This is a genomic window from Lacrimispora brassicae (assembly GCF_054772055.1).
Map to the genome: position 1 here is coordinate 112,687 of NZ_BRYH01000003.1, position 24,199 is coordinate 136,885.

The 24,199-nt window shown below is 45.1% G+C and carries 21 protein-coding genes and 2 tRNA genes; 18 read left to right on the forward strand and 5 right to left on the reverse strand.

Annotated features, from left to right (window positions below; translation table 11 throughout):
• The first annotated feature begins 3 nt into the window (after positions 1-3).
• The 4 genes from mfd (at position 4) to ACYVD3_RS01825 (ending at position 4,801) form a co-directional block, all read left to right on the forward strand.
• Positions 4-3,552: a transcription-repair coupling factor gene (gene mfd / locus ACYVD3_RS01810; protein ID WP_460640798.1), complete on the forward strand. Its 3,549-nt coding sequence runs from the start codon at positions 4-6 to the stop codon at positions 3,550-3,552.
• Between the two features lie 133 nt (positions 3,553-3,685).
• Positions 3,686-3,871 (forward strand): hypothetical protein, encoded by a 186-nt coding sequence (locus tag ACYVD3_RS01815; RefSeq protein WP_460640799.1) that lies wholly within the window; start codon positions 3,686-3,688, stop codon positions 3,869-3,871.
• 195 nt (positions 3,872-4,066) lie between these two features.
• Positions 4,067-4,615: a stage V sporulation protein T gene (spoVT, locus tag ACYVD3_RS01820; RefSeq protein WP_460640800.1), complete on the forward strand. Its 549-nt coding sequence runs from the start codon at positions 4,067-4,069 to the stop codon at positions 4,613-4,615.
• Between the two features lie 42 nt (positions 4,616-4,657).
• Positions 4,658-4,801, forward strand: a complete 144-nt coding sequence (locus ACYVD3_RS01825; RefSeq protein ID WP_024292993.1) for a hypothetical protein — start codon at positions 4,658-4,660, stop codon at positions 4,799-4,801.
• 199 nt (positions 4,802-5,000) lie between these two features.
• On the opposite strand, the gene ACYVD3_RS01830 is transcribed toward ACYVD3_RS01825, so the two are convergent.
• Positions 5,001-5,999, reverse strand: coding sequence for a ComEC/Rec2 family competence protein (locus ACYVD3_RS01830; protein ID WP_460640801.1), 999 nt, complete (start codon positions 5,997-5,999; stop codon positions 5,001-5,003).
• A gap of 145 nt (positions 6,000-6,144) precedes the next feature.
• Between ACYVD3_RS01830 and ACYVD3_RS01835 the strand changes: the two genes are divergently transcribed.
• The 14 genes from ACYVD3_RS01835 (at position 6,145) to ACYVD3_RS01900 (ending at position 18,794) form a co-directional block, all read left to right on the forward strand.
• Positions 6,145-6,537, forward strand: a complete 393-nt coding sequence (locus ACYVD3_RS01835) for a MazG nucleotide pyrophosphohydrolase domain-containing protein (protein ID WP_460640802.1) — start codon at positions 6,145-6,147, stop codon at positions 6,535-6,537.
• Positions 6,538-6,600: 63 nt separating this feature from the next.
• Complete coding sequence (locus ACYVD3_RS01840; RefSeq protein WP_268875600.1) at positions 6,601-6,903, forward strand: HU family DNA-binding protein; 303 nt, start codon at positions 6,601-6,603, stop codon at positions 6,901-6,903.
• 3 nt (positions 6,904-6,906) lie between these two features.
• On the forward strand, positions 6,907-7,146 hold the full coding sequence (locus ACYVD3_RS01845; RefSeq protein WP_460640803.1) for an RNA-binding S4 domain-containing protein: 240 nt from the start codon (positions 6,907-6,909) through the stop codon (positions 7,144-7,146).
• Positions 7,147-7,235: 89 nt separating this feature from the next.
• On the forward strand, positions 7,236-7,520 hold the full coding sequence (gene yabP, locus ACYVD3_RS01850) for a sporulation protein YabP (protein ID WP_460640804.1): 285 nt from the start codon (positions 7,236-7,238) through the stop codon (positions 7,518-7,520).
• A gap of 106 nt (positions 7,521-7,626) precedes the next feature.
• Positions 7,627-7,989 carry a spore cortex biosynthesis protein YabQ gene (gene yabQ, locus ACYVD3_RS01855; protein ID WP_460640805.1) on the forward strand — a complete coding sequence of 121 codons (363 nt, stop codon included), beginning with the start codon at positions 7,627-7,629 and terminating at the stop codon, positions 7,987-7,989.
• A gap of 4 nt (positions 7,990-7,993) precedes the next feature.
• A complete protein-coding gene (locus tag ACYVD3_RS01860; protein ID WP_460640806.1) occupies positions 7,994-8,317 on the forward strand; it encodes an FtsB family cell division protein in 324 nt (107 codons plus the stop codon).
• Between the two features lie 248 nt (positions 8,318-8,565).
• On the forward strand, positions 8,566-9,981 hold the full coding sequence (locus ACYVD3_RS01865; RefSeq protein WP_460640807.1) for a SpoIIE family protein phosphatase: 1,416 nt from the start codon (positions 8,566-8,568) through the stop codon (positions 9,979-9,981).
• Between the two features lie 74 nt (positions 9,982-10,055).
• Positions 10,056-11,432, forward strand: a complete 1,377-nt coding sequence (tilS, locus tag ACYVD3_RS01870) for a tRNA lysidine(34) synthetase TilS (protein ID WP_460640808.1) — start codon at positions 10,056-10,058, stop codon at positions 11,430-11,432.
• Entirely contained in the window at positions 11,425-11,952 is a 528-nt protein-coding gene (hpt, locus tag ACYVD3_RS01875) for a hypoxanthine phosphoribosyltransferase (RefSeq protein ID WP_460640809.1), read from the forward strand. The genes tilS and hpt overlap by 8 nt, the downstream gene beginning before the upstream one ends.
• Before the next feature lie 12 nt (positions 11,953-11,964).
• The gene (ftsH, locus tag ACYVD3_RS01880) at positions 11,965-13,782 is read left to right on the forward strand and encodes an ATP-dependent zinc metalloprotease FtsH (protein WP_460641031.1); all 1,818 of its coding nucleotides are present in this window, start codon (positions 11,965-11,967) and stop codon (positions 13,780-13,782) included.
• 371 nt (positions 13,783-14,153) lie between these two features.
• Positions 14,154-16,217: a glycoside hydrolase family 13 protein gene (locus ACYVD3_RS01885; RefSeq protein WP_460640810.1), complete on the forward strand. Its 2,064-nt coding sequence runs from the start codon at positions 14,154-14,156 to the stop codon at positions 16,215-16,217.
• Positions 16,218-16,299: 82 nt separating this feature from the next.
• Positions 16,300-16,381 (forward strand) — tRNA-Tyr (locus tag ACYVD3_RS01890).
• A 39-nt stretch (positions 16,382-16,420) separates the two neighbouring features.
• A tRNA-Leu gene (locus ACYVD3_RS01895) sits at positions 16,421-16,506 on the forward strand.
• Positions 16,507-16,763: 257 nt separating this feature from the next.
• Entirely contained in the window at positions 16,764-18,794 is a 2,031-nt protein-coding gene (locus ACYVD3_RS01900; RefSeq protein ID WP_460640811.1) for a methyl-accepting chemotaxis protein, read from the forward strand.
• Between the two features lie 99 nt (positions 18,795-18,893).
• Here ACYVD3_RS01900 and ACYVD3_RS01905 read toward each other — a convergent pair whose 3' ends face one another.
• From ACYVD3_RS01905 to ACYVD3_RS01920, 4 genes are all read right to left on the reverse strand, one after another.
• Positions 18,894-19,586, reverse strand: a complete 693-nt coding sequence (locus ACYVD3_RS01905) for a M23 family metallopeptidase (RefSeq protein WP_460640812.1) — start codon at positions 19,584-19,586, stop codon at positions 18,894-18,896.
• A 124-nt stretch (positions 19,587-19,710) separates the two neighbouring features.
• The gene (locus tag ACYVD3_RS01910; protein ID WP_460640813.1) at positions 19,711-20,352 is read right to left on the reverse strand and encodes a TetR/AcrR family transcriptional regulator; all 642 of its coding nucleotides are present in this window, start codon (positions 20,350-20,352) and stop codon (positions 19,711-19,713) included.
• Between the two features lie 527 nt (positions 20,353-20,879).
• Positions 20,880-22,382 carry a response regulator transcription factor gene (locus tag ACYVD3_RS01915; RefSeq protein ID WP_460640814.1) on the reverse strand — a complete coding sequence of 501 codons (1,503 nt, stop codon included), beginning with the start codon at positions 22,380-22,382 and terminating at the stop codon, positions 20,880-20,882.
• Complete coding sequence (locus ACYVD3_RS01920) at positions 22,372-24,093, reverse strand: sensor histidine kinase (protein ID WP_460640815.1); 1,722 nt, start codon at positions 24,091-24,093, stop codon at positions 22,372-22,374. The genes ACYVD3_RS01915 and ACYVD3_RS01920 overlap by 11 nt, the downstream gene beginning before the upstream one ends.
• Positions 24,094-24,199 lie beyond the last annotated feature (106 nt).

A 24,199-nucleotide genomic window follows, 5' to 3' on the forward strand; every position in this document is an offset into this window, starting at 1 on the left:
TTCATGAGTGATCTATTTGAAAAACCATTAAGGGAATTAAAGGATTTTGAGGATCTTTCCGGCGACCTGTTAAAAAAGGCCGGCCCTGTTATGGCAAGCGGCTGCATGGATTCCCAGAAGGTCCACTTAATGTATGAAGCGGCAAAGCAGGAAGGCTTAAGGCTGGTAGTCACATATGATGATACAAGGGCAAGGGAAATCTATGAGGATCTGCGGTTCTTTGATCCTGACGTTTGGCTGTATCCGGCAAGAGATCTTCTGTTTTTCAGCGCGGATATTCACGGAAATTTACTGACCAAACAGCGCATGACTGTGTTCCGTCATTTAATGGAAAAATCCTCCGGCTGGGTGGTTACCACCTTTGACGGGCTTATGGACCACCTTCTTCCTCTCCGGTATTTAAAGGAGCAGGTGATGTCTGTGGAAGGCGGCCAGACCATTGATGTGGAAAAATGGAAAAAGCGCCTTATTGAGCTGGGATACGAGCGCATGGGACAGGTGGATGGCATGGGCCAGTTCTCCATCAGAGGCGGGATCATTGACGTGTTCCCTTTGACCCAGGAGCTGCCTGTGCGCATTGAGCTGTGGGATGACGAGGTGGATTCCATCAGGACCTTTGATATTGAGAGCCAGAGATCCATTGAGCAGTTAGACAGCATACGGATCTATCCAGCCACGGAAATGGCCCTGACAGGGGCGCAGATCGAGGAAGGGATCAATGCTCTTGAAAAGGAAGTCAAAAAATATGAAAAGGATTTAAGGGCCCAGTCAAAGATCCAGGAGTCTTCCAGGATCCGTTCCATTATCTCCGAATTTTTAGAGGGGCTTAAGGATGGACTGAGACAGCATGGGCTGGACGGTTATATTCATTATTTCTGCCAGGAGAGCGTGTCTTTTCTGGAGTATTTTCATGGAGAAAATTCCGTGGTATTCCTGGATGAGCCAGAGCGGCTTAGGGAAAAAGGGGAGACAGTGGAAATGGAGTTTCGGGAAAGCATGATCCACCGGCTGGAAAACGGTTACCTTCTTCCGGGACAGACCGGACTTCTTTTCTCAGCAAAAGAAATGCTGGCCAGGGTCCAGACAAAAACTACGGTGTATTTGACCGGCCTGGAGCAGAAGCTTTCCGGGTTTACGGTAAAGAACCGTTACAGCTTTCAGGTGAAAAATGTAAATACCTATCAAAATGGGTTTGAGTTATTAATAAAGGATCTGACCAGATGGAAAAAGGAAGGGTACCGGGTGATCCTGTTATCCGCTTCCAGGACCAGGGCCAGCCGTCTGGCAGGGGATTTAAGGGAGTATGATCTGCGGGCCTACTGTCCCGATGATGGAGGAGGGAACCATGAGGTAAAGCCAGGGGAAATTCTGGTCACCTTCGGAAATCTCCACAGGGGATTTGAATACTCCATGATAAAATTTATCGTCATCACGGAAGGCGATATGTTCGGGGTGGAGAAAAAGAAGAGGAAGAGAAAAAAGACCTCCTATGAAGGGACCAAGATCCAGAACTTTTCCGACCTTTCCATCGGCGATTACGTGGTCCATGAGGACCATGGCCTTGGGATTTACAGGGGCATTGAAAAAATCCAGCAGGATGGAGTTATCAAGGATTACTTAAAGGTGGAGTATGCTGATAACGGAAACTTATATCTTCCTGCCACAAGGCTTGACGGAATCCAGAAATATGCCGGCGCCGACGCGAAAAAGCCAAAGCTGAACCGGCTGGGAGGGGAGCAGTGGAACAGGACCAAGACCAGGGTAAAAGGCGCAGTCAAAGAGATCGCCAAGGAGCTGGTGCAGCTTTATGCTGCCAGACAGCAGACCCACGGGTTTCAGTATGGAGAGGACACGGTCTGGCAGAAGGAATTTGAAGAGATGTTCCCTTATGAGGAAACCGAGGACCAGTGGGATGCCATAGAGGCTGCCAAGTCGGACATGGAGAGCAGGAGGATCATGGATCGTCTGATCTGTGGAGACGTAGGATACGGAAAGACGGAGATCGCATTAAGAGCCGCTTTTAAGGCGGTCCAGGATGGAAAGCAGGTGGTCTACCTGGTTCCGACCACCATTCTTGCCCAGCAGCATTACAACACCTTTGCCCAGCGGATGAAGGATTTTCCTGTCCGGGTAGACTTGATGTCCCGTTTCCGGACTCCCGGCCAGATGAAAAAGACCCTGGAGGATTTAAAGAGAGGCACGGTGGACATTGTGATCGGAACCCACCGGGTCCTGTCAAAGGATGTGCAGTTTAAAGATCTGGGGCTTCTTATCATTGATGAGGAACAGCGTTTCGGCGTGGCTCATAAGGAAAAGATCAAGCAGCTAAAGGATAATGTGGATGTGCTGACCTTAACGGCAACCCCCATTCCCAGGACTCTCCATATGAGCCTGGTGGGGATCCGGGACATGAGCGTGCTGGAGGAGCCTCCCGTGGACCGTATGCCCATCCAGACCTATGTCATGGAGCATAACGATGAAATGGTCCGGGAGGCCATTCACCGGGAACTTTCCAGGGGAGGACAGGTTTACTATGTATACAACCGGGTAAGCAACATTGACGAGGTGGCAAACCACATCGCCGGCCTGGTTCAGGAAGCAGCGGTGACCTTTGCTCACGGCCAGATGCATGAGCATGAGCTGGAACGGATCATGTTTGACTTTGTAAACGGGGAAATCGACGTCCTGGTCTGCACCACCATCATTGAAACAGGCCTTGACATTCCCAATGCCAATACCATGATCATCCAGGATGCGGACCGTATGGGACTTTCCCAGTTATACCAGCTCCGGGGACGGGTAGGCCGTTCCAGCCGCACCTCCTATGCATTTCTCATGTATAAGCGGGATAAGCTGCTGAAAGAGGAAGCAGAGAAACGCCTTCAGGCCATCCGTGAGTTTACGGAACTGGGTTCCGGAATCAAGATCGCCATGCGGGATTTAGAAATCCGGGGAGCCGGAAATGTTTTGGGGGCGGAGCAGCACGGACATATGGAAGCCGTGGGATATGACCTTTACTGCAAGCTCTTAAATCAGGCGGTTTTAGAGCTTAAGGGACAGCGGAAGGAAGAGGAAAGCTATGAGACCGTGGTGGATTGTGATATTGACGCATACATCCCCACTTCCTATATTAAGAATGAATATCAGAAACTTGACATTTACAAACGGATTTCCGGCATTGAGAATGAAGAAGAATATATGGATATGCAGGATGAACTGATGGACCGTTTCGGCGATATTCCAAAGCCGGTTGATAACTTATTAAAGGTAGCCAGCTTAAAGGCTTTGGCCCACAGCGCCTATGTGACCGAGGTGAACATCAACCGCCAGGAGATCCGCCTGACCATGTATAAGAATGCAAAGCTGAAGGTGGAAGGAATCCCAGGGATCATCGATCAGTACAAGGGAGATTTAAAGTTCCAGATGGGAGAAGAACCAAGGTTTATGTATCTTGACAGAAAGAAGAACCAGTCCACCGATGCCATGATCAGCCAAGCAGAGGTGATCTTAAAGCAGATGCTGGAATTGTCTGAAAAAAACGTAAAAATGTAAAAATTAACTTTTAAAACACAAATGATCCGGTTGATTTTTGCCCTTTTTATGATATAATAGTAGTAGAAGAAGGGATTAAGTCCCAGGTGCTTTCTTTGCTTCAAATTTAATGGTTCGGAGAAAGGTGGTAGCTATGGACGTTTTAGGTATGTATCTTCTACAGAGAGTATCAAATGAATTAACAATTCAAAAGTATGGTTCTTTTGAAAACCATTTTGTAACTCCCATTCCAGATAACGCGGCTGCAAAGGCAGCTCATGAAGGCTATTTGTCATCCTCAAAGGAAGTGCACCGGCGTGTCAGACAGGGAGACTTTTAACCTGGGCTGTAAAAACCCCTGCTTCTTCAAGCAATAAGCCAAGTCTGATATAGAAAATCAGGGTTCGACTTTTTTTTAACAGTCGGCCCTGATTTTAAATTTTGGGAAAAATGGCAGACTTAAGTATAATCTGGTGCATTCGTAGCAAAATAATATCAGTGATATTAAAATGCACAAGATGGAGGAATTTTTATTATGAAAGCAACTGGTATTGTAAGAAGAATTGACGACCTGGGACGTGTGGTGATACCGAAAGAGATCAGAAGGACGCTCCGGTTAAGAGAAGGGACTCCGCTTGAAATATTTACAGACAGGGAAGGAGAAATTATTTTAAAGAAATATTCTCCGATGGTAGAACTTACTGCTTTTGCTTCCCAATATGCAGAAGCCATGGCTCAGACTACCGGACTTACCGTATGTATCTGCGACAGGGATCAGATCATTGCAGTGGCAGGAGGATCCAAGAAGGAGCTTCTCCAGAAAACCATCAGCAAGCAATTGGAGAACCTCATCAACGAACGGGCGGCCGTGGTGGCAGGAAAGGATGACAAGGGATTTGTTCCCCTGTCAGGAGAAACCCTGGAAGGGATAACGGCTCAGGTAGTGGCTCCCATCATCTGCGAAGGCGATGCAATCGGAGCGGTGGCTGTATTGAGCAGAGAGCCCAGAGCACGTTTTGGAGATATGGAAATGAAGCTGGCTACAACGGCAGCAGGATTTTTAGGCCGTCAGATGGAAGGTTAACCATGGCCCGGCCAGCATACATGAATCAGGAGGTGAACAAATATGAAGGTTTTTGTACCAGAGGAAGATGATTACAGCGATGGCGACATCCCGGAAATCGATACAGAGCCGTACAAGGATGGATTCTATATTGAACCATTGCCGGAATCGGAAAGACCCAGACGGGATGGCCCCGGAGGAAATTAACCAGATGCTTCTGTAATAATCCATGCAAATATAACTGGGAAAAACACGCTTTGCAAATTTTCCCAGTTATTGCGGCATTCGCCCAATGAATATGCAAACATATTTGTTGGGCTTATTGCTTGCACAAAAAAAGAAACGGAGGGAACACTGGTTTTGTGTTCGGATGCCGTTTCTTTTTTATATATTTATTTGGAATCCATTAATAGATGATCTGGTCTCCGTCCTTGATGCAGTAATTCACCTTTACTCCCAGCTCTTCCATCCATTTCCTGGTTTCCAGAGTCTTCCAGTCTCCGCTGCCGATACCGCCGCCGCTGTCGTTGTTCCACAGCCAGAGAGGGCAGGGCCAAAGGGCGATCTGAGGTTTGATAATGGCATATACATCCCGGTTGACGCCGTACTGGCCGTGGTGGGACATCTGGACAATATCGCTTTTTAAATCCTCTGAGCTGCGCTGCTCAGATAAAAGCTGGCCGGCTTCCGGGCCCATATCACCCAGCACCAGGATGCTCACATTGTTTAAGAAAAATTTATAAGCAACGGAGCTGTTATTGACGGAGGTTGTATCCAGAAGATAAGGGTCATTTAAAACCTTGGCTTTTATCTGCCCCAACTGGATCTCCTGATCTTTCTGTACGGTGTGAAGCTTTTCGGCGGGAAGAGTTGCAAAGGCTGATATCAGACTGTACACCATATCATTCCGGGAAGGCTCAACTTTTTCATACCAGGCCAGATCCGCCAGGGAATAATAGATATTATCAATGGTGATCTGACTGTCCGGGTTCTTAAGAATCTGAACAAGAGCTCCTACATGGTCTGAGTGAGGATGGGTAATAAACCATCCGGATACGTGGCCGCCCTTGGAACGGAGCACTTCCGTTAAGTGGGTGGCATCAATATCCCAGCCGCCGTCAATGACCACAAGGGTTCCATCCTTGTCCTGTAAAATCATGGAAAGCATCTGCCGGTTATCGTAATCCGCAAGCAGGGATAAGCTGCCGCCGTTAAATATTTTGCTGCCTGGTCCGATATTAAGGGACGGTCCAAAGCTCATGCCCCGCATGGTCAAGTCTCCGGCCGGGCTGGCGGGAGTCAGAAGCTCTGTGTTAAATGCAGTAAATACAATGTTTAAAAACAGCATACAAGCTGCTATTTTTTTCCATATGCTAAAATTTTTCATGGCTACCTCCGGTTTCATTAAAAGTCCCCCTTATTATATAGGAACAGGCTCTTTTTTAACAGGGGGAACGAGCAATTGTCAGAAAATCTTCAGAATTAAAAAAGAAAGCATTCTGCTTGTGCTGCGGGCTTATGGTATAATAATCGCAAAAGGAGGGAGAGTCATGTATACTTTCGAAGATTTAGTAAATATTACAAATAAACTGCGGTCCCATGAAGGCTGTCCCTGGGACAGGGAGCAGACTTATGAAAGTCTGAAAAAGTGCCTGGAAGAGGAAAGCGGAGAGGTTCTTAAAGCCATTGATCACAAGGATATGGAAAACCTTTGTGAGGAGCTGGGAGATGTCCTGTTTCTGGTCATGCTGTACAGCCAGATCGCAAAGGAAGAAGGCAATTTTTCCATTGATGATGTGGTGAACGGAACCTGTGAAAAAATGATACGCAGACACCCCCATGTTTTTGGCGGAAAAAGCGAAGGTTTGCAGCAGGAAGGACAGGCTCTTTGGGATGCAATAAAAAAGCAGGAGAAAGCCCGTCAAAAGAGCGAAAAACCTTGACAAAAACGGGAGAAACAGCTATAAATGATATAGTAATCGTGTTATGCGAAAAATCGTAGCCTGGTGCTACATTCTAGGAGGAAGATATCAATGAACAAAGCAGAGTTAATCGCAGCAGTCGCAGAAAAAGCAGAGCTGTCCAAAAAGGATGCAGAGAAGGCAGTTAAGGCTTTGACGGATGTAATATCTGAAGAACTGGTTAAAGGCGAGAAGATCCAGTTAGTTGGTTTTGGTACATTTGAGGTATCTGAAAGAGCAGCAAGAGAAGGCAGGAATCCAAAGAGCGGTGAAGTTATGAACATCCCTGCTTCCAAGACACCAAAGTTTAAAGCTGGAAAAGCTTTAAAGGATATGGTGAACGCTTAATCCATGAGACTGGATAAGTTTCTTAAGGTTTCTCGTCTGATCAAGAGAAGAACAGTAGCTAATGAAGCCTGTGATGCAGGCCGCGTACTTGTCAATGACAAACCTGCGAAAGCTTCCTTAAACATTAAGGCAAGCGATATAATAGAGATCCATTTTGGGACTAGCTCGGTAAAGGTGGAAGTTCTTGATGTGGCGGAAACGGTAAAAAAGGATGAAGCAAAGGAGCTTTACCGTTATCTCTAGCTCACAGTTTGGATACGTACGATAAATTTCAGTAATATTGGAGCGTGCCTCCTAATATACTTTAGACAGGTATATTAGGAGGTTTTTGTATGGAAGAAAAGATGAATATACGCCCTCACAGGCTGACAATAGAAAACAGGGGCTCCGGTACGATGACAGGAATACGGGAAGTGGTGTCCTTTGATGAGAACCAGGTGGTTCTGGATACCGATATGGGGCTTTTGACTTTGAAAGGAAAGGATCTCCACGTCAGCCGCCTGACTCTTGAAAAGGGGGAAGTGGATTTAAACGGCAATATTGAGAGCATCACTTATTCCTCTAATGAAGCGCTGCGCAGGTCAGGGGAATCCCTGATTTCCAGGCTGTTTAAATAAAAAGGAAAGTTGGGTTCGCCCAGGGGGTCAGCGGACGGCTGAATTTTAAGCCCAGCCGGCACTTCGCTTGATGACCCTAAGAAAATAATGCCACAGAAGGAGTCATATGAGCGTTCATATCGTTTATGAAGTAAAACTTCTGCTCTACAGCTTTTTAACAGGCGCAGGGCTAATGATAACATATGACCTGTTACGTATTTTCCGTATTTTTATTCCCCATTCCTATGTGTTTATAGGAATCGAGGACATGATATACTGGGTTTATGCCGCTCTGGTCACGTTTTCCCTGCTGTATGAACAGAATGACGGAGGATTAAGAGGATATGCCGTTGCTGGAGTATTTATCGGAATGCTTTTATATGATAAAATAATAAGCAGACATTTCCTAAAGCTCTTGAAACATTTTCGAAAATATCTTAAAATAAAGATGGACGGTTGTAACCAAAGAAAGAAACGGCGTCAGAGGTGAGTGTATGAACAAAATGGGAAAATCAAGAAGAAAGAGAAAAGATAAATGGGGAAACCGGATGGCTCTGATTGGTATAACCTTTGTTGTGTTCAGCCTTGCCGTGATTGTTACGATTAAAGGAGTCGGGTTAAAGGAAAAGGAGCGGGAATACGAGCTCCGTCTGGAGAATCTTCAGGCCCAGGTGGACAAGGAAGACGAACGGTCCAAAAAATTAGAGGAATACCGGGTCTATGTCCAAACCAAGCAATATATTGAAGAAGTCGCAAAGCAGAAGCTGGGGCTGGTAAAACCTGACGAGATTCTTCTGAAGCCGTCCCAAAGACAGTAAATGCCTGTATGTCCAAAAGGCGTGGACAATAAAGGAGAAACACCCTGCGGGTATCCCTCTATGTCCAAAAAGCGTGGACAATAAAGGAGAAACACCCTTCGGGTATCCCTCTATGTCCAAAAAGCGTGGACAATAAAGGAGAAAGCTGTCGTACGATTTTTGATCATGAGTCAGCCGTTTTGACAAATATTTCCCTTCTGCCTGTATATAATGTGGTTTAAACCATGATACAGGCAGGAGGGATTTTAGTGTTCAGACGTAAGGCGGCACATCACGATATGGCTGATGTGAATGTATATACGGCAAAGAGATTAAACGACATGGCAAACTCTTTGGGAGAGCTTGCCAGAGCTTGTACAGATGACTTGTCAGCAGAACAGGGACTTACTAAGGAAGATGGCATTGCGGCCCTTCAGACGGCCGGAGCCATGGTATGCGCAGGCTGCAACAAATGCATTGTGTATTCCGGGAAAGAACAGGACAATCAATATTATCTGCAATATCTGGTTCGTGCATTTGAACAAAAAGGGAGTGTGGACTACGGGGACATGCCCCGTTTTTTTCTGGAAACCTGTAAAAGGAAGGATGAATACATGGACCAGCTCAACAGGGGCCTTGGAAGGGCTACCATGAATCTGGCCTGGAAAAACCGGTTTTTAGAAAGCCGTGACGCAGTCATTGTCCAGTTCAAGGAGCTGGCTGTGATCCTGGAAGAATTCTCTCATCAGGTAGAGCATTCTGTGGACATCACTCCGGATTGGGAGGATGAAATAAAGCGGGCATTCCGCCGCAACCACATCATCGTTGAAAAGATGCTTATTTTAGAATATGAGAATCACCAGAGAGAGGCATTTCTGACCATGAGGACCATGAACGGCCGGTGCGTGACCGTAAAGGAGGCTGCGGAGATCCTGGAAAAAGCCATAGAGGAAGGGGAATGGACGGTGGCCCCTGACGGCAGGAACTTAGTGACAAAGCAGGCCGACACCATACGGTTTGTTGAAAAGGGAGAGTACCGGGTTCTTTACGGGGTGGCCAAGGCGGTGAAAAGCGGGGAAGAGGTGTCCGGAGATAATTACACCTTTGGACAAGTCCAGCCGGGACAGATCATCATAAGCCTGTCAGATGGCATGGGAAGCGGCAGGGTGGCCGAAGAGGAGAGCAGGCAGGTTATTGAACTGACTCAAAGGCTTTTGGAAGCCGGATTTTCAACCAGGGCGGCCCTTAAGATGGTCAATACAGTCCTGCTTCTGACCGGGATCTCCCAGCATCCGGCAACCCTGGATTTGTGCTGCATTGATCTAAAGACAGGGATCTTAGAGGCCATGAAGCTGGGGGCAGCAGCTACCTATATTCTCAGTGAAAAGGGAGTGGAGCTTCTGGAAGCAGGTGAGGTCCCCATGGGGATCTTAAACCCGGTGGAGCCTGTTCTTCTGTCTAAAAAGCTGTGGGATGATAACCGGATCATTATGGTAAGTGACGGGGTGTTAGACGCCCTTCCTGCGGATGACAAGGAGATGATGCTAAAGGAGTTCATTGCCGGGATGCCGGTAAAAAACCCCCAGGATATGGCAGACAGGGTCCTCTTGTTCGCAAGATCTTTTACCGAACGGGCGGCAGATGACATGACAGTTCTCACTGCCGGAATATGGAAAAGAAAATAATAATTGCAACAGACATGTTTTATGGGTATATTTATAATATAGAGGGGAGAAAATCAACTAAGGAAGGTGGATGAATGTACAGAACGATATTGGATTATATCAGACGGAACCGGCTGTTTGCTCCGGGGGACCGCGTGATCGTGGCGCTTTCCGGAGGGGCCGATTCGGTCTGTCTTCTTGTAGTCTTAAATGAACTTAGGGAAGCGCTGGGGCTGGAACTGAAGGCGGTCCATGTTCATCACGGCTTAAGAGGAAAAGAGGCGGACCGGGACAGGGATTATTCCAGGGAGCTTTCAGAAAGGCTGGGAGTGGCGTTTGCCTGGGTTCAGGTAGATGCGGCCCTTTATGCCAGGGAACATGGGATGTCGGTGGAAGAGGCCGGAAGGCATCTCCGTTACCAGATCTTTGAAAAAGAGCGCCTGGACTTTTCCGGAACAAAAATAGCAGTGGCTCACCATAAAGATGACCAGGCGGAGACCATCCTTTATAACCTGTTCCGGGGGACCGGGCTAAAGGGACTTGGGGGAATACGTCCGCTGCGGGACAGGATTGTCCGCCCGCTGCTGTGTGTTGGAAGAGAGGAAATTCTTGCATATCTGGAGGAAAAAAGGATATCTTATTGTGAGGACTCCACCAATGCCCAGACGGACTATGTGAGAAACCGTATACGGAGCAGGATCCTGCCGGAGATCCGGGAACAGATCAACAGGCGGGCAGGGGAAAATATCCTCCATGCGGGAGAAATGGCTGCACAGGCCGATGCATATCTGGAAAAGCAGGCCGAGGGAATACTAAAGGCCTGGGGAGCAGGGGAAACCCATGAGGCAGGCGCAATGGCAGCCTGTGGAGTTGATGCAAAGGCTCTTTTGGCAGAAGATGACATTATAAGGAACTATGTGATCCGGAGGATGATCCGGTCTGTCAATGAATCCATGAAGGATATTACCATGATTCACGTGGAAAGCGCAGCAGCGCTTCTTTTTGGTTCTGACCGCAGGCAGGTGGATCTGCCCTGCGGGCTTATTGCTGTGCGCACGACCGGGGAATTGTGGATAAAAAGAAAAAAGCAGGAAGAGTTGGTGGATAAGGAAAGGGATTTTCCTCTCCCTGAACTGGATTTTAAGACCTTTTCCTACAAAAAAGGCCAGGAAATTCCCAAAAACGGGTATACGAAATGGTTTGATTATGATAAAATCAAATGTGCACTCTCTGTGAGGTATCGTGAAACCGGAGATTACATGACACTGGCCGGAGGCGGCAGAAAAACAATCAAGGCATTTATGATTGATGAAAAGATTCCCAAAGAGGAACGGGAAAAAATACCCCTGGTAGCGGAAGGTTCCCATGTCCTCTGGGTCATCGGATACCGGATCAGTGAATACTATAAGATAACAGATGATACCCATACAGTAATACAAATACAGTTAAACGGAGGAAAAAACGATGGATGATAAGATACGTATATTGTTATCAGAGGAAGAGGTGGCAAAAAGAATAAAAGAAATCGCAGACGAAATCAGCAGGGATTATAAGGAAAAATCACTTCACTTGATCTGTATTTTAAAGGGAGGCGTTTTCTTTACCTGTGAGCTTGCCAAGCGGATCGAACTGCCCCTTACCATGGATTTCATGTCCGTATCCAGCTACGGTGCCGGAACGGTATCCAGCGGAATCGTCAAGATCACCAAGGACCTTGATGATCCTATCGAAGGAAAGGATGTATTGATTGTGGAAGATATTATTGATTCCGGCAATACCCTGGCCTATCTGATCGAGGTGTTAAAGCAGAGGAACCCAAACAGCATCGAGCTTTGTACTCTTCTTGATAAACCGGAGCGCCGGGTGAAGGATCAGGTCAAGGTAAAATATACCTGTTTTACCGTGCCGGATCAGTTTATTATCGGATATGGCCTGGATTACGATCAGATATACAGGAATTTACCATATATTGGAGTTATAGAACAGCAATAAGGAGGCAGCATGTTGAAACAACAGCAACCATTCAGAGGTTTGGGATTTCTGCTCCTTCTGGTTATCATGCTTATATTTGCCAGTAGGCTGCCCCAAAAGAGTGCGATCATTACCAACCAGGAGCTTATGCAGGCCATTGATAATGGGACCATAACCTCAGCTACCATCAGGCAGAACGACCCGCCCCCAACGGGAAGGATTGAGATGGCCATGACTGATGGTTCATCAAAACAGGCCAATGTGTCTAATGTCATTGAGATTCAGGATCGTTTGGACCGCAATGGAGTCACCTATACGGTGGATGCAGTACAAAAGGAAAATTTATTCCTGACCATTACGCTTCCGTTAATCCTGACGGCAGTAGTATTAGTTTTTCTGTTCATGCTGATGAATGCCAGAGCAGGGGCAGGAAGCGCTAATTCCAAAATGATGAATTTTGGAAGGAGCCGGGCTCATCTTGCAAAAGACGCAAACAAGGTGAACTTCGGTAAGGTAGCAGGGCTTGAAGAAGAAAAAGAGGAACTGGAAGAAGTGGTTGACTTCTTAAAGAATCCTCAGAAGTATACCAGCGTGGGAGCCCGTATTCCCAAGGGGATCCTGCTTGTGGGACCTCCCGGAACAGGAAAGACCCTTCTTGCAAAGGCAGTGGCAGGAGAGGCAGGAGTGCCGTTTTTCTCCATTTCCGGCTCTGATTTTGTGGAAATGTTTGTAGGTGTGGGAGCTTCCCGTGTAAGAGATTTATTTGAAGAAGGGAAGAAACATGCGCCCTGTATCATATTCATTGATGAGATTGATGCGGTAGCCCGCCGCAGAGGTACTGGTATGGGCGGCGGACACGATGAGAGAGAACAAACCTTAAACCAGCTTCTTGTAGAGATGGATGGCTTTGGGATCAATGAAGGAATCATCGTTATGGCAGCCACAAACCGGGTGGATATTTTAGACCCGGCGATCCTGCGTCCCGGCCGTTTTGACCGGAAGGTGGGAGTGGGAAGACCTGATGTGAAAGGAAGAGAGGAAATCCTCAAGGTCCACTCCAAAGAAAAGCCTTTGGCAGAGGATGTTGATTTAAGGAGGGTTGCCCAGACAACGGCCGGATTCACTGGTGCGGATTTAGAGAACCTCATGAATGAGGCAGCCATCTATGCGGCCAGACACAGCAAAAAGTTCATTAACCAGGCTGACGTTGACAAGGCCTTTGTAAAGGTAGGAATCGGGGCTGAGAAAAAGAGCAAGGTAATAACCGAAAAGGAAAAGAAAATCACGGCTTACCACGAAGCAGGCCATGCGATTTTGTTCCATCTGCTTCCTGATGAAGGTCCGGTGCATACGATTTCCATCATCCCTACGGGAGTGGGGGCAGCCGGATATACCATGCCATTGCCTGAAAATGACCATATGTTCAACACCAGGGGCAAGATGCTTCAGGACATCATGGTGGATCTGGGCGGAAGGATAGCAGAGGAGCTGATTTTCGGTGATATCACTACCGGAGCGTCCCAGGATATCAAGCAGGCCACAGTCACGGCCAGAGCCATGGTGACCCAGTATGGAATGTCTGATAGGGTGGGCATGATAAATTATAATAACGATGGTGATGAAGTCTTTATCGGCCGGGATTTGGCCCATGCCAAGAGCTACGGCGGCCAGGTCGCTGATACCATTGACAACGAAGTAAAACGGATCATTGATGAGTGCTATGAAAAGGCAAAAGAGATCATCTTAAAGCATGAGGAAGTGCTCCACGCCTGCTGTAAGCTGCTCATGGAAAAAGAAAAGATTGGCCAGCAGGAATTCGAAAGTTTGTTCTCTGCAGTAGCGGAAGGCTAAAAGCCCTCTGCAGGCTTAAATGGGATAGAAGGGCAGAATCCGGGAAAATATCTAAGTTTTTTCCTGGATTCTGTGCTTTTTTGTATTTAGTGCAGAGGCGGAAAAAAAATGCATAAAAAATCATAAGTAAAAAAATGATGTTTGTGCACACTTATTTTCATAGTCGTGGTATAGTAATAATCGTAAACCCCCCCAATACATTATATAGTTTTTGCTACACCCCATAAGAAACGAAATACCTTCTCCGAAAAAACGGTCAGCCGCCCCGCTGACCGTTTTTTCTGCCTTTTACTTAATAAGGCGGGGTTGTATATTTTGATTCAATCGGATAAAATAGAATGTATAGATGACGAGAAAGGAAATGAAATTATATGTGCTTCCAGGCTGAGGCGTTAAATAGAGATGCGTTATTTACTGATGAGACAGAAAGTTTCCGATTCCCGGCAGAACCCGGTATGGGGGATGATGTGATCCTATTTTTTCGGACAGCAAAGGATGATGTGGACCAGGTCTGTTATATCCAGGAAGGGCTAAGTGGAGAAACAGCCATGGAAAAGGCAGAGTCTGACGGGCTGTTTGATTATTATAAACATAGATTGACGGCAGTGCATGAAAAAATCAGCTATAGCTTTAAGGTGGTCAAGGGCCAGGAGGTCTGTTACTATAACCGGCTGGGCGTTTCCGGGGAGAATCAGGAAGGGGTTTGCTTTCGCATAGTCCCTGATTTTTCTACCCCTGACTGGGCCAAGGGAGCCGTCATGTACCAGATTTATGTAGACCGGTTCTGCAACGGAGATGTGGCCAATGACGTGGTGGACAGGGAATATGTATACATCGGCCGTCCTGTATCCCATGTAGAGGACTGGGGGAAATATCCCAACCAGATGGATGTGGGGGATTTTTATGGCGGTGATCTGCAGGGGGTATGGAATAAACTGGACTACTTAAAGAACCTGGGAGTTGATGTGATCTATTTTAATCCGATTTTCGTATCTCCCTCCAATCATAAGTATGACTGTCAGGATTACGACCACATTGATCCCCATTATGGCGTGATCCTTAAGGATGAAGGGGAGCCGGTGGCTCCTGATGCCGGGGATAACAAGGCTGCCACAAAATACATGATCCGGACAACGGATAAGGAGAATTTAGAAGCCAGCAATGAATTTTTTGCCCGGTTTGTGGAAGAGGTGCACAAACGGGGGATGAGAGTGATTCTGGATGGGGTGTTTAACCATTGCGGCTCTTTTAATAAATGGTTGGATGGAGAGCGGATTTATGAAATGTCCGGAAGGTATGAGCCGGGAGCCTATGTGTCAAAGGACAGTCCTTACCGGACATTTTTTAAATTTTATGACGAGGAAGCATGGCCCTATAACAGCTCCTACGATGGCTGGTGGGGGCATTCCACCCTTCCAAAACTCAATTATGAAGATTCCCGGACTTTGTATGAATATATTCTGGGTATGGCCCGCAAATGGGTTTCCCCGCCCTACAATGTAGACGGCTGGCGCCTTGATGTGGCGGCTGATTTGGGCCACAGCAGCGAATACAACCATAAGTTCTGGAGGGATTTCAGAAATGCGGTAAAGGAGGCCAATCCGGAGGCTATTGTGCTGGCGGAGCACTACGGAGATCCATCAGGCTGGCTTCAGGGGGACCAGTGGGATACGGTCATGAACTACGATGCCTTTATGGAGCCGGTGACCTGGTTCCTGACAGGTATGGAAAAGCACAGCGATGAAAGTAACCCCAGTCTGTTTGGAGACGGAGAAAGCTTTTTTAAGTCCATGAATTATCATATGAGCCGCATGATGACAGGCTCTGTCCAGGTAGCCATGAATGAGCTGTCAAACCATGACCATTCCCGTTTTATGACCAGGACCAACCGAAAAGTGGGGAGGATCTCCACTCTCGGCCCGGAAGCGGCTTCCCAGGGCATCAATAATGGGATTTTCCGGGGGGCAGTCATGATTCAGATGACCTGGCCCGGCGCTCCCACGATTTATTATGGAGACGAGGCAGGGGTCTGCGGATGGACGGATCCTGATAACCGCAGGACCTATCCCTGGGGCAGAGAGGATTTAGAGCTCATTGAATTTCACCGGTACATGACAGGCCTTCACCACGGCATACCGGCACTGCGCCTTGGGTCCTTAAAGCAGCTTCTGGCCGGGAGGCATCTGATCTCCTATGGCCGTTTCTGCAAGGACAGCATTTGCGCCGTGGCGGTCAATAATCTTCCGGAGGAGCGGCAGGTCATGATCCCTGTGTGGCAGTTGGGAATGAAGGACGGGGAAACCATGTCCCGCTATATGCTGACCTATGAAAATGGGTACAATGTAGGGAAGGTCACCTATGAGGTGGAGGACGGTCAGGTGCTCGTCTCCATGCCGGGAACCAGCTCTCTTCTGCTGGTGGCTGACCGGGATTAAAAATCACTTTTTTTTACAAAAAAACCTTGATTTTTTAATACCCCTGTGATAAAATAACACTCGCTTGCTTAATAAAAAGCATGGGTGGATTCCCGAGCGGCCAAAGGGGGCAGACTGTAAATCTGTTGTCGACGACTTCGAAGGTTCGAATCCTTCTCCGCCCAGTCCGTACCGTTGGAAAGAAGTAAACGGTATATGAGAATGCCGGCGTGGCGGAACTGGCAGACGCACAGGACTTAAAATCCTGCGGGACTAATCTCCCGTACCGGTTCGATTCCGGTCGCCGGCATGATGAAAGAGAGTTATCGTATGAGAAGATACGGCAGCTCTCTTTTTTGCATGTCATATAAGGAAAAAGAAGGAGGAAAACAGGGGAGAAATTGATTTTTTACCAGTTGTTTTCCGGTGTTTGTAAAAAAATAAACAAGTTATTGTAAAATATTGGTAAAACCTATATAGTTATCTAAAAATTGTCCGATATACCCATTGAGCCGCTGTGAATAGGAACCACAGAGGAATAAACCGGATATGGGAGGACAACTAGATATGAAAAGAAAATACAGGGGAATAAAGAAAGAACTGGTGACATTTACAATGGCGTGTATCATTACCATTGTATTGGTGCTGTCCGCAGGCTCCATTTATTTGACTTATGATACTACCAGAAGGTCTCTGGCAAAAAGCTTAAAGGAAACTTCGGAACTGGTCTCTGAAAAAATAACCCAGCAGCTAAAGGAGTATTCCATCATATCCGAATCAATTGCCCTTTATATGAAAGGAAATGTGCAAAAAAATGGCAATATCAACATATTTTTAAGAATCTCATGTTCCCAGTACGGTCTTAAAAATATCGATATCATATCCTCTGGCGGGCTGTCCGTTGTCAATGGAAAATCCTATGAACAGGACAATGCGTACCTACAGGCCAAAAAAGGGAACCCTTTTCTGTCAGATCCTATGATCCGTAAAGATTCTGTGTCCTTTGAATACGCTTACCCTTATGACGACCTGGTCATTATGCTGGAATTTCCATATTCTGTTTTTGAGACAATCATCGCTGATACAAAGCTTGGAGATACGGGGAGCACTTATATCCTGAACCATGAGGGGACGAAAGTGGCTCACGAAGATTTTTCCCTGGTATTATCCGGACAAAATGATACGGAGGCCGCAAAAAGCGATCAGGCTGTATATGGAGAGATTGCAAAGCTGGAAACGGCAATGATCAGGGGGGAAACCGGCTTTGACTTCTACCGATGGAACGGAGAAAAAAAGTTTGGTTCCTATACTCCTGTAAAGGACACCAATGGCTGGTCTGTAAATGTGACGGCCTCAGAATCGGAATTTATGTCCGGCGTCATGACCTCCATGTTAAATGCCGTTATTCTGGGAGTTGTCTCTTTGATTCTTGCGGTTTTTGTCATGCTACGGATCACCAACCGGATTACAAAGCCCATGGGCCAGGTGGTTGATGCCATTGACAGTCTGTCTGCCGGAGATTTGAGCATGGAGCTTCACATGGAGCGCAGGGATGAAATCGGAAGCATGGGGGAAAAGGTCAATGAAATGGCAGGAACATACAGAGATATCATCTGGGATATTTCCCGGTTTTTGCAGGAGATTTCCTATGGGAACCTTACGGTCCAAAGCGGTTGCGGATATCCGGGCGAATTTAGCGGCATACGCAGTTCCATGGAAATGATCGCTTCCCGCTTAAATGATACCATAATAAATATCCGTTCCTCCGCCGAGGAGGTTAATTATGGAGCCGGGCAGGTTTCCGCCGTTTCCCAGGCCCTTGCCTCCGGAGCAGCCCTGCAGGCAGAAACGGTGGAGGAACTGAATGCTTCCATTGCCAATGTTTCCGAAAAAGCCGTAAAAAATGCGGGCCATGTGGGAAATGCTTCAGATTATGTCAACCAGTCCGGGGCAATGGTCAGTGCAGGGAACCGGCATATGGAGAGCCTTGATGCAGCCATGAAAGAAATAAGCCTGTTTTCTGAACGAATATCCGGGATCACAAAGATGATTGAAGATATTGCGTTTCAGACTAATATTTTAGCCTTAAACGCTGCTGTGGAGGCTGCCCGTGCCGGAGATGCAGGCCGGGGATTTGCGGTTGTCGCAGGAGAGGTGCGGAGCCTGTCGGCTAAATCCGCTGAGGCTGCAAAACAGACGGCCCAGTTGATCGGGCATACGGCAAAGGCGGTTTCAGAGGGAATGAAAAAGACCAATGAAACGGCAGAGATTCTTAAGGAGATTGCCGAAAAATCCATCCTTCTGGAACAGGTGATCCAAGAGATCCAATCCGCCTCCCTGGAGCAGGCGCAGACCATGGAACAGATCAGGGATGGGCTGTCCCAGGTATCAGCCGTTGTTCAGGCCAATGCTGCAACCGCCCAGGAAAGCTCCTCCTCCAGTGAAGAACTGGCAGCCCAGGCCGGGATTTTAAGGCAGGAAGTTTCAAAATTCAAATTGTGGGAAGGATCTGTTCCCCATGACGATGATGAGAATGAAAAGTGTGACGAGGGAAAGAATGAAAAATGTGACGCTGGAAAGAAGATTGAAAACACGTGATTTTATGATGGATCCGCTTTTTAAGGGACTTTGTCAACACATCGAACCCGCCCCGAAATGATTGAATCTTCCAAATCCATATTATTTCTATCCAGTGAACTACACATAAAACCTTATTCTATCTTTATCGGTGGGAATGCCGTTAAACACTTTACGCCATTCTCCGTCATGGAATAATTCATATTGTTCGAAAGCGCAGGGCAGTCCATTTGCAGAAAGTATGTCGCTGTTATCCATAAGCTGAAAATGTAAATGGGGAGAAAAAGAGTTGCCGGAATGACCTACTTTACCAATAACATCACCTTTCTTCACACTTTGCCCCGCCGCAACCTTAACGGACCCTTTTTGAAGATGGCAAAATCCGGCATATACATTCTCTTCACATTTCATAATGATGTAGTTACCGGCAACAGACTGTATATTGTCTTTGTAGGGGTTAAAGGTATGCGCACTTTTTATAGCAACAAATAGATCTGCAAATAAATGGGCTTTGGTTCTTTCCTTATAATCATCTTTGGCGTGAACAATTATCCCATCGCAAGGAGCATGTACTTCTTGCCCCCAACAATAACATTTGTTTAAGGGAACTCCAAAAAGAAGATACCGCAGCCAGTGAATGCCATAGCTGGGCCAACCTTTTCTTTTCCAGTCCACTTGCAAAAAATCATAAGCGTATCTTGTTCCCAATCGGTTCGTCCCATGGCTTGGAATCCTTTTTCCCGGAGTGTTAGGAGAAAGCCACTCTCCTCTCAAAGGGAATTCCATTATTATAGGTTTGCGTATTTCCTTCATTCCGTACCTCCCAAACTGTTGATAATATCCTGGACTTTAATATTAAGATTGCGATATCGTGTACCACCAGAATCAGCAATTGCAAAGAATTTCCTGTGGAGGAAAAATAAAAAAATCTTATCCATCACTCCTGCCCCCTGCCTGGCTCATAGAATACTTTTCTAAGCTCCTCAAAATATCCATCAAGTTTTCCTGCAATGAGTTCATAATTCAAAGCAGAATATTCTGAATTTCTAATATCATCTAATATTTCATTAGTAAATCCAACATTAGCCCAAAGGATTAATTGTTTGCACTTTTCAATGTCCAACCCTGCTCTAAATTTAGATTCATCAATTATTTCAAATATGTGAGTACAACATGAAAATTGCTTTTTAATAACTCTTTTTTCCAGTTCTTTGTTTACTTCATCAGAGTTAGCTGCAGTGGAAAGTTTGTTAAACTCAAAAATCCACGGATATTGTTTTAATAATTCAATTTGAAGAAGATACGATTGACGTAGCCTGTTAAAAATATCCTTTTCTGTAAAATCAATTTTCCTATAATATTCTTTATCAAGAAGTTCAGCAAAATAGTCATACACACACAGAAAAAGTTCCTGTTTATTATTCACATAATGAAACATCAGGGCCTTAGAAATCCCTGCTTCTTTTGCAATTACATTTGTTGAGGCATTGTCGAATCCTCTTAATGCAAATTCTTTTAAGGCGGCATTTAAGATAGCATTGCGCCTTTGAGGTTCTAAATCCAATAATTTTGTAGTCATAGGAGATTATCCTTCCTTCCGTTTACCTGATAGGTCAATTTCATTATACCCTCATTTACCTAAAAGGTCAATGACGAGATTTTCTTCTAAACGTGTATTGATTTGAGTATTCCCTAAAGGGCAAGCAGGGCAAATGTGCCTTGACCCCGGCTATGTTGCGTCATGGCGCAGCAGCGTAACAAGTCCTGCAAGGTGTTTTAAGAGTTTTTAATACTGTTCCTATAGTACACCATAGCCTTTTTGCAGTTCCATAATTTCAGGTTGATAGACATTGTGCGCTTGTGTGTGTTTGACTATTTGTGAAAGATTATTAACAATATCTGTGTTGCAGGGATATGAGCTCTTTTGAGGGAGCAAGGTCAACATTAAGCGGGCAGCCAGCGCTGCAGCATCAACAGTCAGAGGTGTACATTTATCATAAGGCAATGGAAGAGCAAATAACAGAATAATAAAAGATAATTGGACTAAGCAAAAAACCAAAAGAATATGGCCTTACTTAGTCCAAAATTTTATTCTGATTATGTATTTTACTTTTTACGCAGCAAATAATCCTTCGGAGAATATCCAAACATTTTTTTAAAGCGTTTGCTGTAATAAAAAGCATCTGTATATCCTACCAGCTCCGCAATGTCCGATATCTTATATTGATTGGATTCCAATAATTTCTTAGAAGCTTCCATACGGATAATGGTAATGTACTGGAGCAGGGATTCATTATTTACTTTTTTAAAGACACTGCCCATATAGGAAGGGTTTAATTGAAATATGTTCGCAAGCTGGGTGACGGTTAATTCCGGATCGGAATAATGTTTATCAATATATGCAATGATTTTTTTGCTTAAGGAGAGGTCGGAAGGGATGGCTTCATTTTCAGTCATGCATAACCGCCCATATGCAAGAATGGTACTTTTTAATTGGTTCAGCCGATATTCTTCATCAATGATCAGGGACGCAGATTCGGCCAAGTTGTGATTGAATTCTACCTGGTTGCCATAATGGATATGATAAGTAGTAAAAAATTCCGTAACGATTAAGTATAGGTATTTCACATCATGTGTTTCTTCTGCCGGTTGAAACAGGTTTTGGATATAAGCTTCCAGCCCCTTTGGATCCTTGCTGTTTAAATGATATAGAATCCTTTGCCTTACCTTAGATAAATCAGCAGATCTATTTTCCCAAGTAAGCTCTTCTGTCAGGATAAGCTTTGATTCAGGGCTAAAATACCGGTGGTTGAGGGCATATAAGTTTTTCCTATAATAAGGCAGCCAGGATTCTGTCAATGGGATACAGTCTCCCAGAGCTAAAAATGTGTAGGAACGGCTTTCTGGCATATAGTTTTCCAAAACTTCTTTTAATTGCTGCCTTTCCTCTTTCTTATGAAGAAAAAATTGTATGGTATAGGCATAATCCGATTCCTTAAAATATTCACAATCCAATCCATGACAACGGATCCCGGCTGCCAGTTCTGTAATAAAGTCTTCACGTTCTTCATGGATAAAAGCACTTAGATAAAGGGTGTAATCAAAAGCTGCAACCTCGGGATATCTGGCCGTTAATTGTTCAATACTTTGATAACCATTTAGGACATTGGATAGATAAGTGCATTTTTCAAAGTGATAATACTTTTGAATTTGTTTCTGTTGTTTTTTTAACAATTCTATTTTTCCTTTGCTATCCTTTAAAACAGCGGCTAAAGTGGAAGCATCCACAGGCTTTAATAAGTAATCCATGACTCCGAACCGCATTGCGGAGCGCGCATATTCAAAGTCATTATAACCTGATAATAGGATAATTTTGGTAGAAGGGTAATTCCGGTATACAGATTCCGCCACTTCAATTCCATTCATACGGGGCATTTTAATATCCAGCAGGATAAGGTCAACAGGATGATGTCTTAATAACTCAAGAACTTCTATTCCGTTTTCGGCTTCCCCTATAAAATGAATGGCCAGTTCTTCCCGTGGAATGATTTTCATAATTCGTTGTCTGATAAAGTACTCGTCATCAGCAACTATAATATTAAGTGGCATCAGTGGATACCTCCTTTTTTCCAATGGTTATGGTAGAGATACAGCCGCCCTGTGAGTGATTGGCAATGGTAATTCCATATTCACTGCCGTAATAGAGTTGGATTCTCTGGTGAATATTTTTGATGCCAAAATGGGCATTTCCCCTAGTCCATATGTTTTCATAACTTTCTTCCCGGATTCCAATTCCATTATCCCGGATAGTGAATAAAATAGAATCGGAAGTTTCGGTCACAAGAATATCTAATTGACCCTTTCCATTCAGCTCTTTGATTCCGTGATAGATGCTGTTTTCCACAATAGGCTGCAATAAGAGCTTGAGGCAGGCATAGTCTGATATTTTTGAATCACAGGTGATATGAAAGTTGAACCGGTTATAGTATCTTACTTTCATAATTCTTAGATATGCTTCGGTAATCGCCAGTTCTTCCCGTACAGTAATATGAGTGTGACCGTTACTCAGGCCCTGACGGTAAAACGCAGAAAGATTCATGACCAGGTCAATGAGAGTCTCCTTTTCATCTATTTCCGCAAGAGAACAGATATTGTCCAGAGTATTATACAAAAAATGCGGATTTACCTGCTGCTGAAGCAGGTCCAGGGCTATTTTATTCTTCATTTTTTCGGAATTCAGTAAATCATTTTTCAACTTTTTCTGAGCAATAATCATGCTGTTGAATTCCTCAAATAGAAGACCGATATCACTATCGTTATAGGATTCATTAAATGGAATCCATTCTCCCTCCTTTACTCTCTGGGTGTGGGAGATCAATTGGTAGATGGGAGAGGTAATTGTACGGGAAACCTTGCGGGAGACATTCAGGCAGGCAATAATACAGAGCAGGGCCATAATGACGGATATTCCCAGGGTGGTAAAGGTTGGTTGTAAAAAATAGAGCAGATTGATTTCATTGACGAGATACCAGTTCAGTGCAGGAAAATGTTTTGAAAAAATAATCGTCCTCGTAGTCAGCTTGTAATTGCTCCGGTTCATATGGAGGAATTTCCCCACATTCTCATAGCGCCTCATTAATGGGATGGAGCCATCTGAGCTTTGTACGTTGCCATCTGAGTCTACAATAAAAAGCCTGCTGAAATTACTTGCATTATCCTTATAGATATCTGAAATCGTACTTTCGGGAATGGCAATTTCCACATATCCAAGCATGGTACCTGTGGAGCTGCTATAAAACGGCAGAATGAGAGACAGGGCATGTATCTCAGTGTAACGCTTCTTGTTGGAATATTTTATCTTTGGTATCCAGATTTTCCGGTCTGCTGCAGAAGTATCCCAAAGATTTGAGGGGTAGGGATATATTTCTGTGGTAGCAATCAGAGCATGTTCCGGTGAGTAGATACTGACAGAATGGATAAAAGGAGTAGACTGGATGATATGGTTGATTTCCGATTTCAGATTCATCTGGTCAATGGCATTAAACTCCTTGTTATTGTTGTTGAATTTAGATACAATGGCCTGTACGCTGTGATCCGTTATAATGGTTCTGGAATAATTATTGGCAGATGCCAGGTAATAATCCAGTTGATTGGAAATGTAATCCAATTGCCGGACCGCGGAATAAGTCTCTAATGCCAGTGTGTGTTTATAAAATACGACAGAAGTACTGATCAATAATATTATGATGAATAACAGCAGTGTCTGAAACATAGACCGGAAAAATCTTGAATTAATGGAAGTCATTTTTTGAGCCTTCATATGATTCCCTTCTGTATGGCAAAGTGTTGTTTTGATTTCATGGAAGATTTAGATATAATAGTAATATTAGTATATTTTATTGGCGATGTCCACATTGAAATTGTAT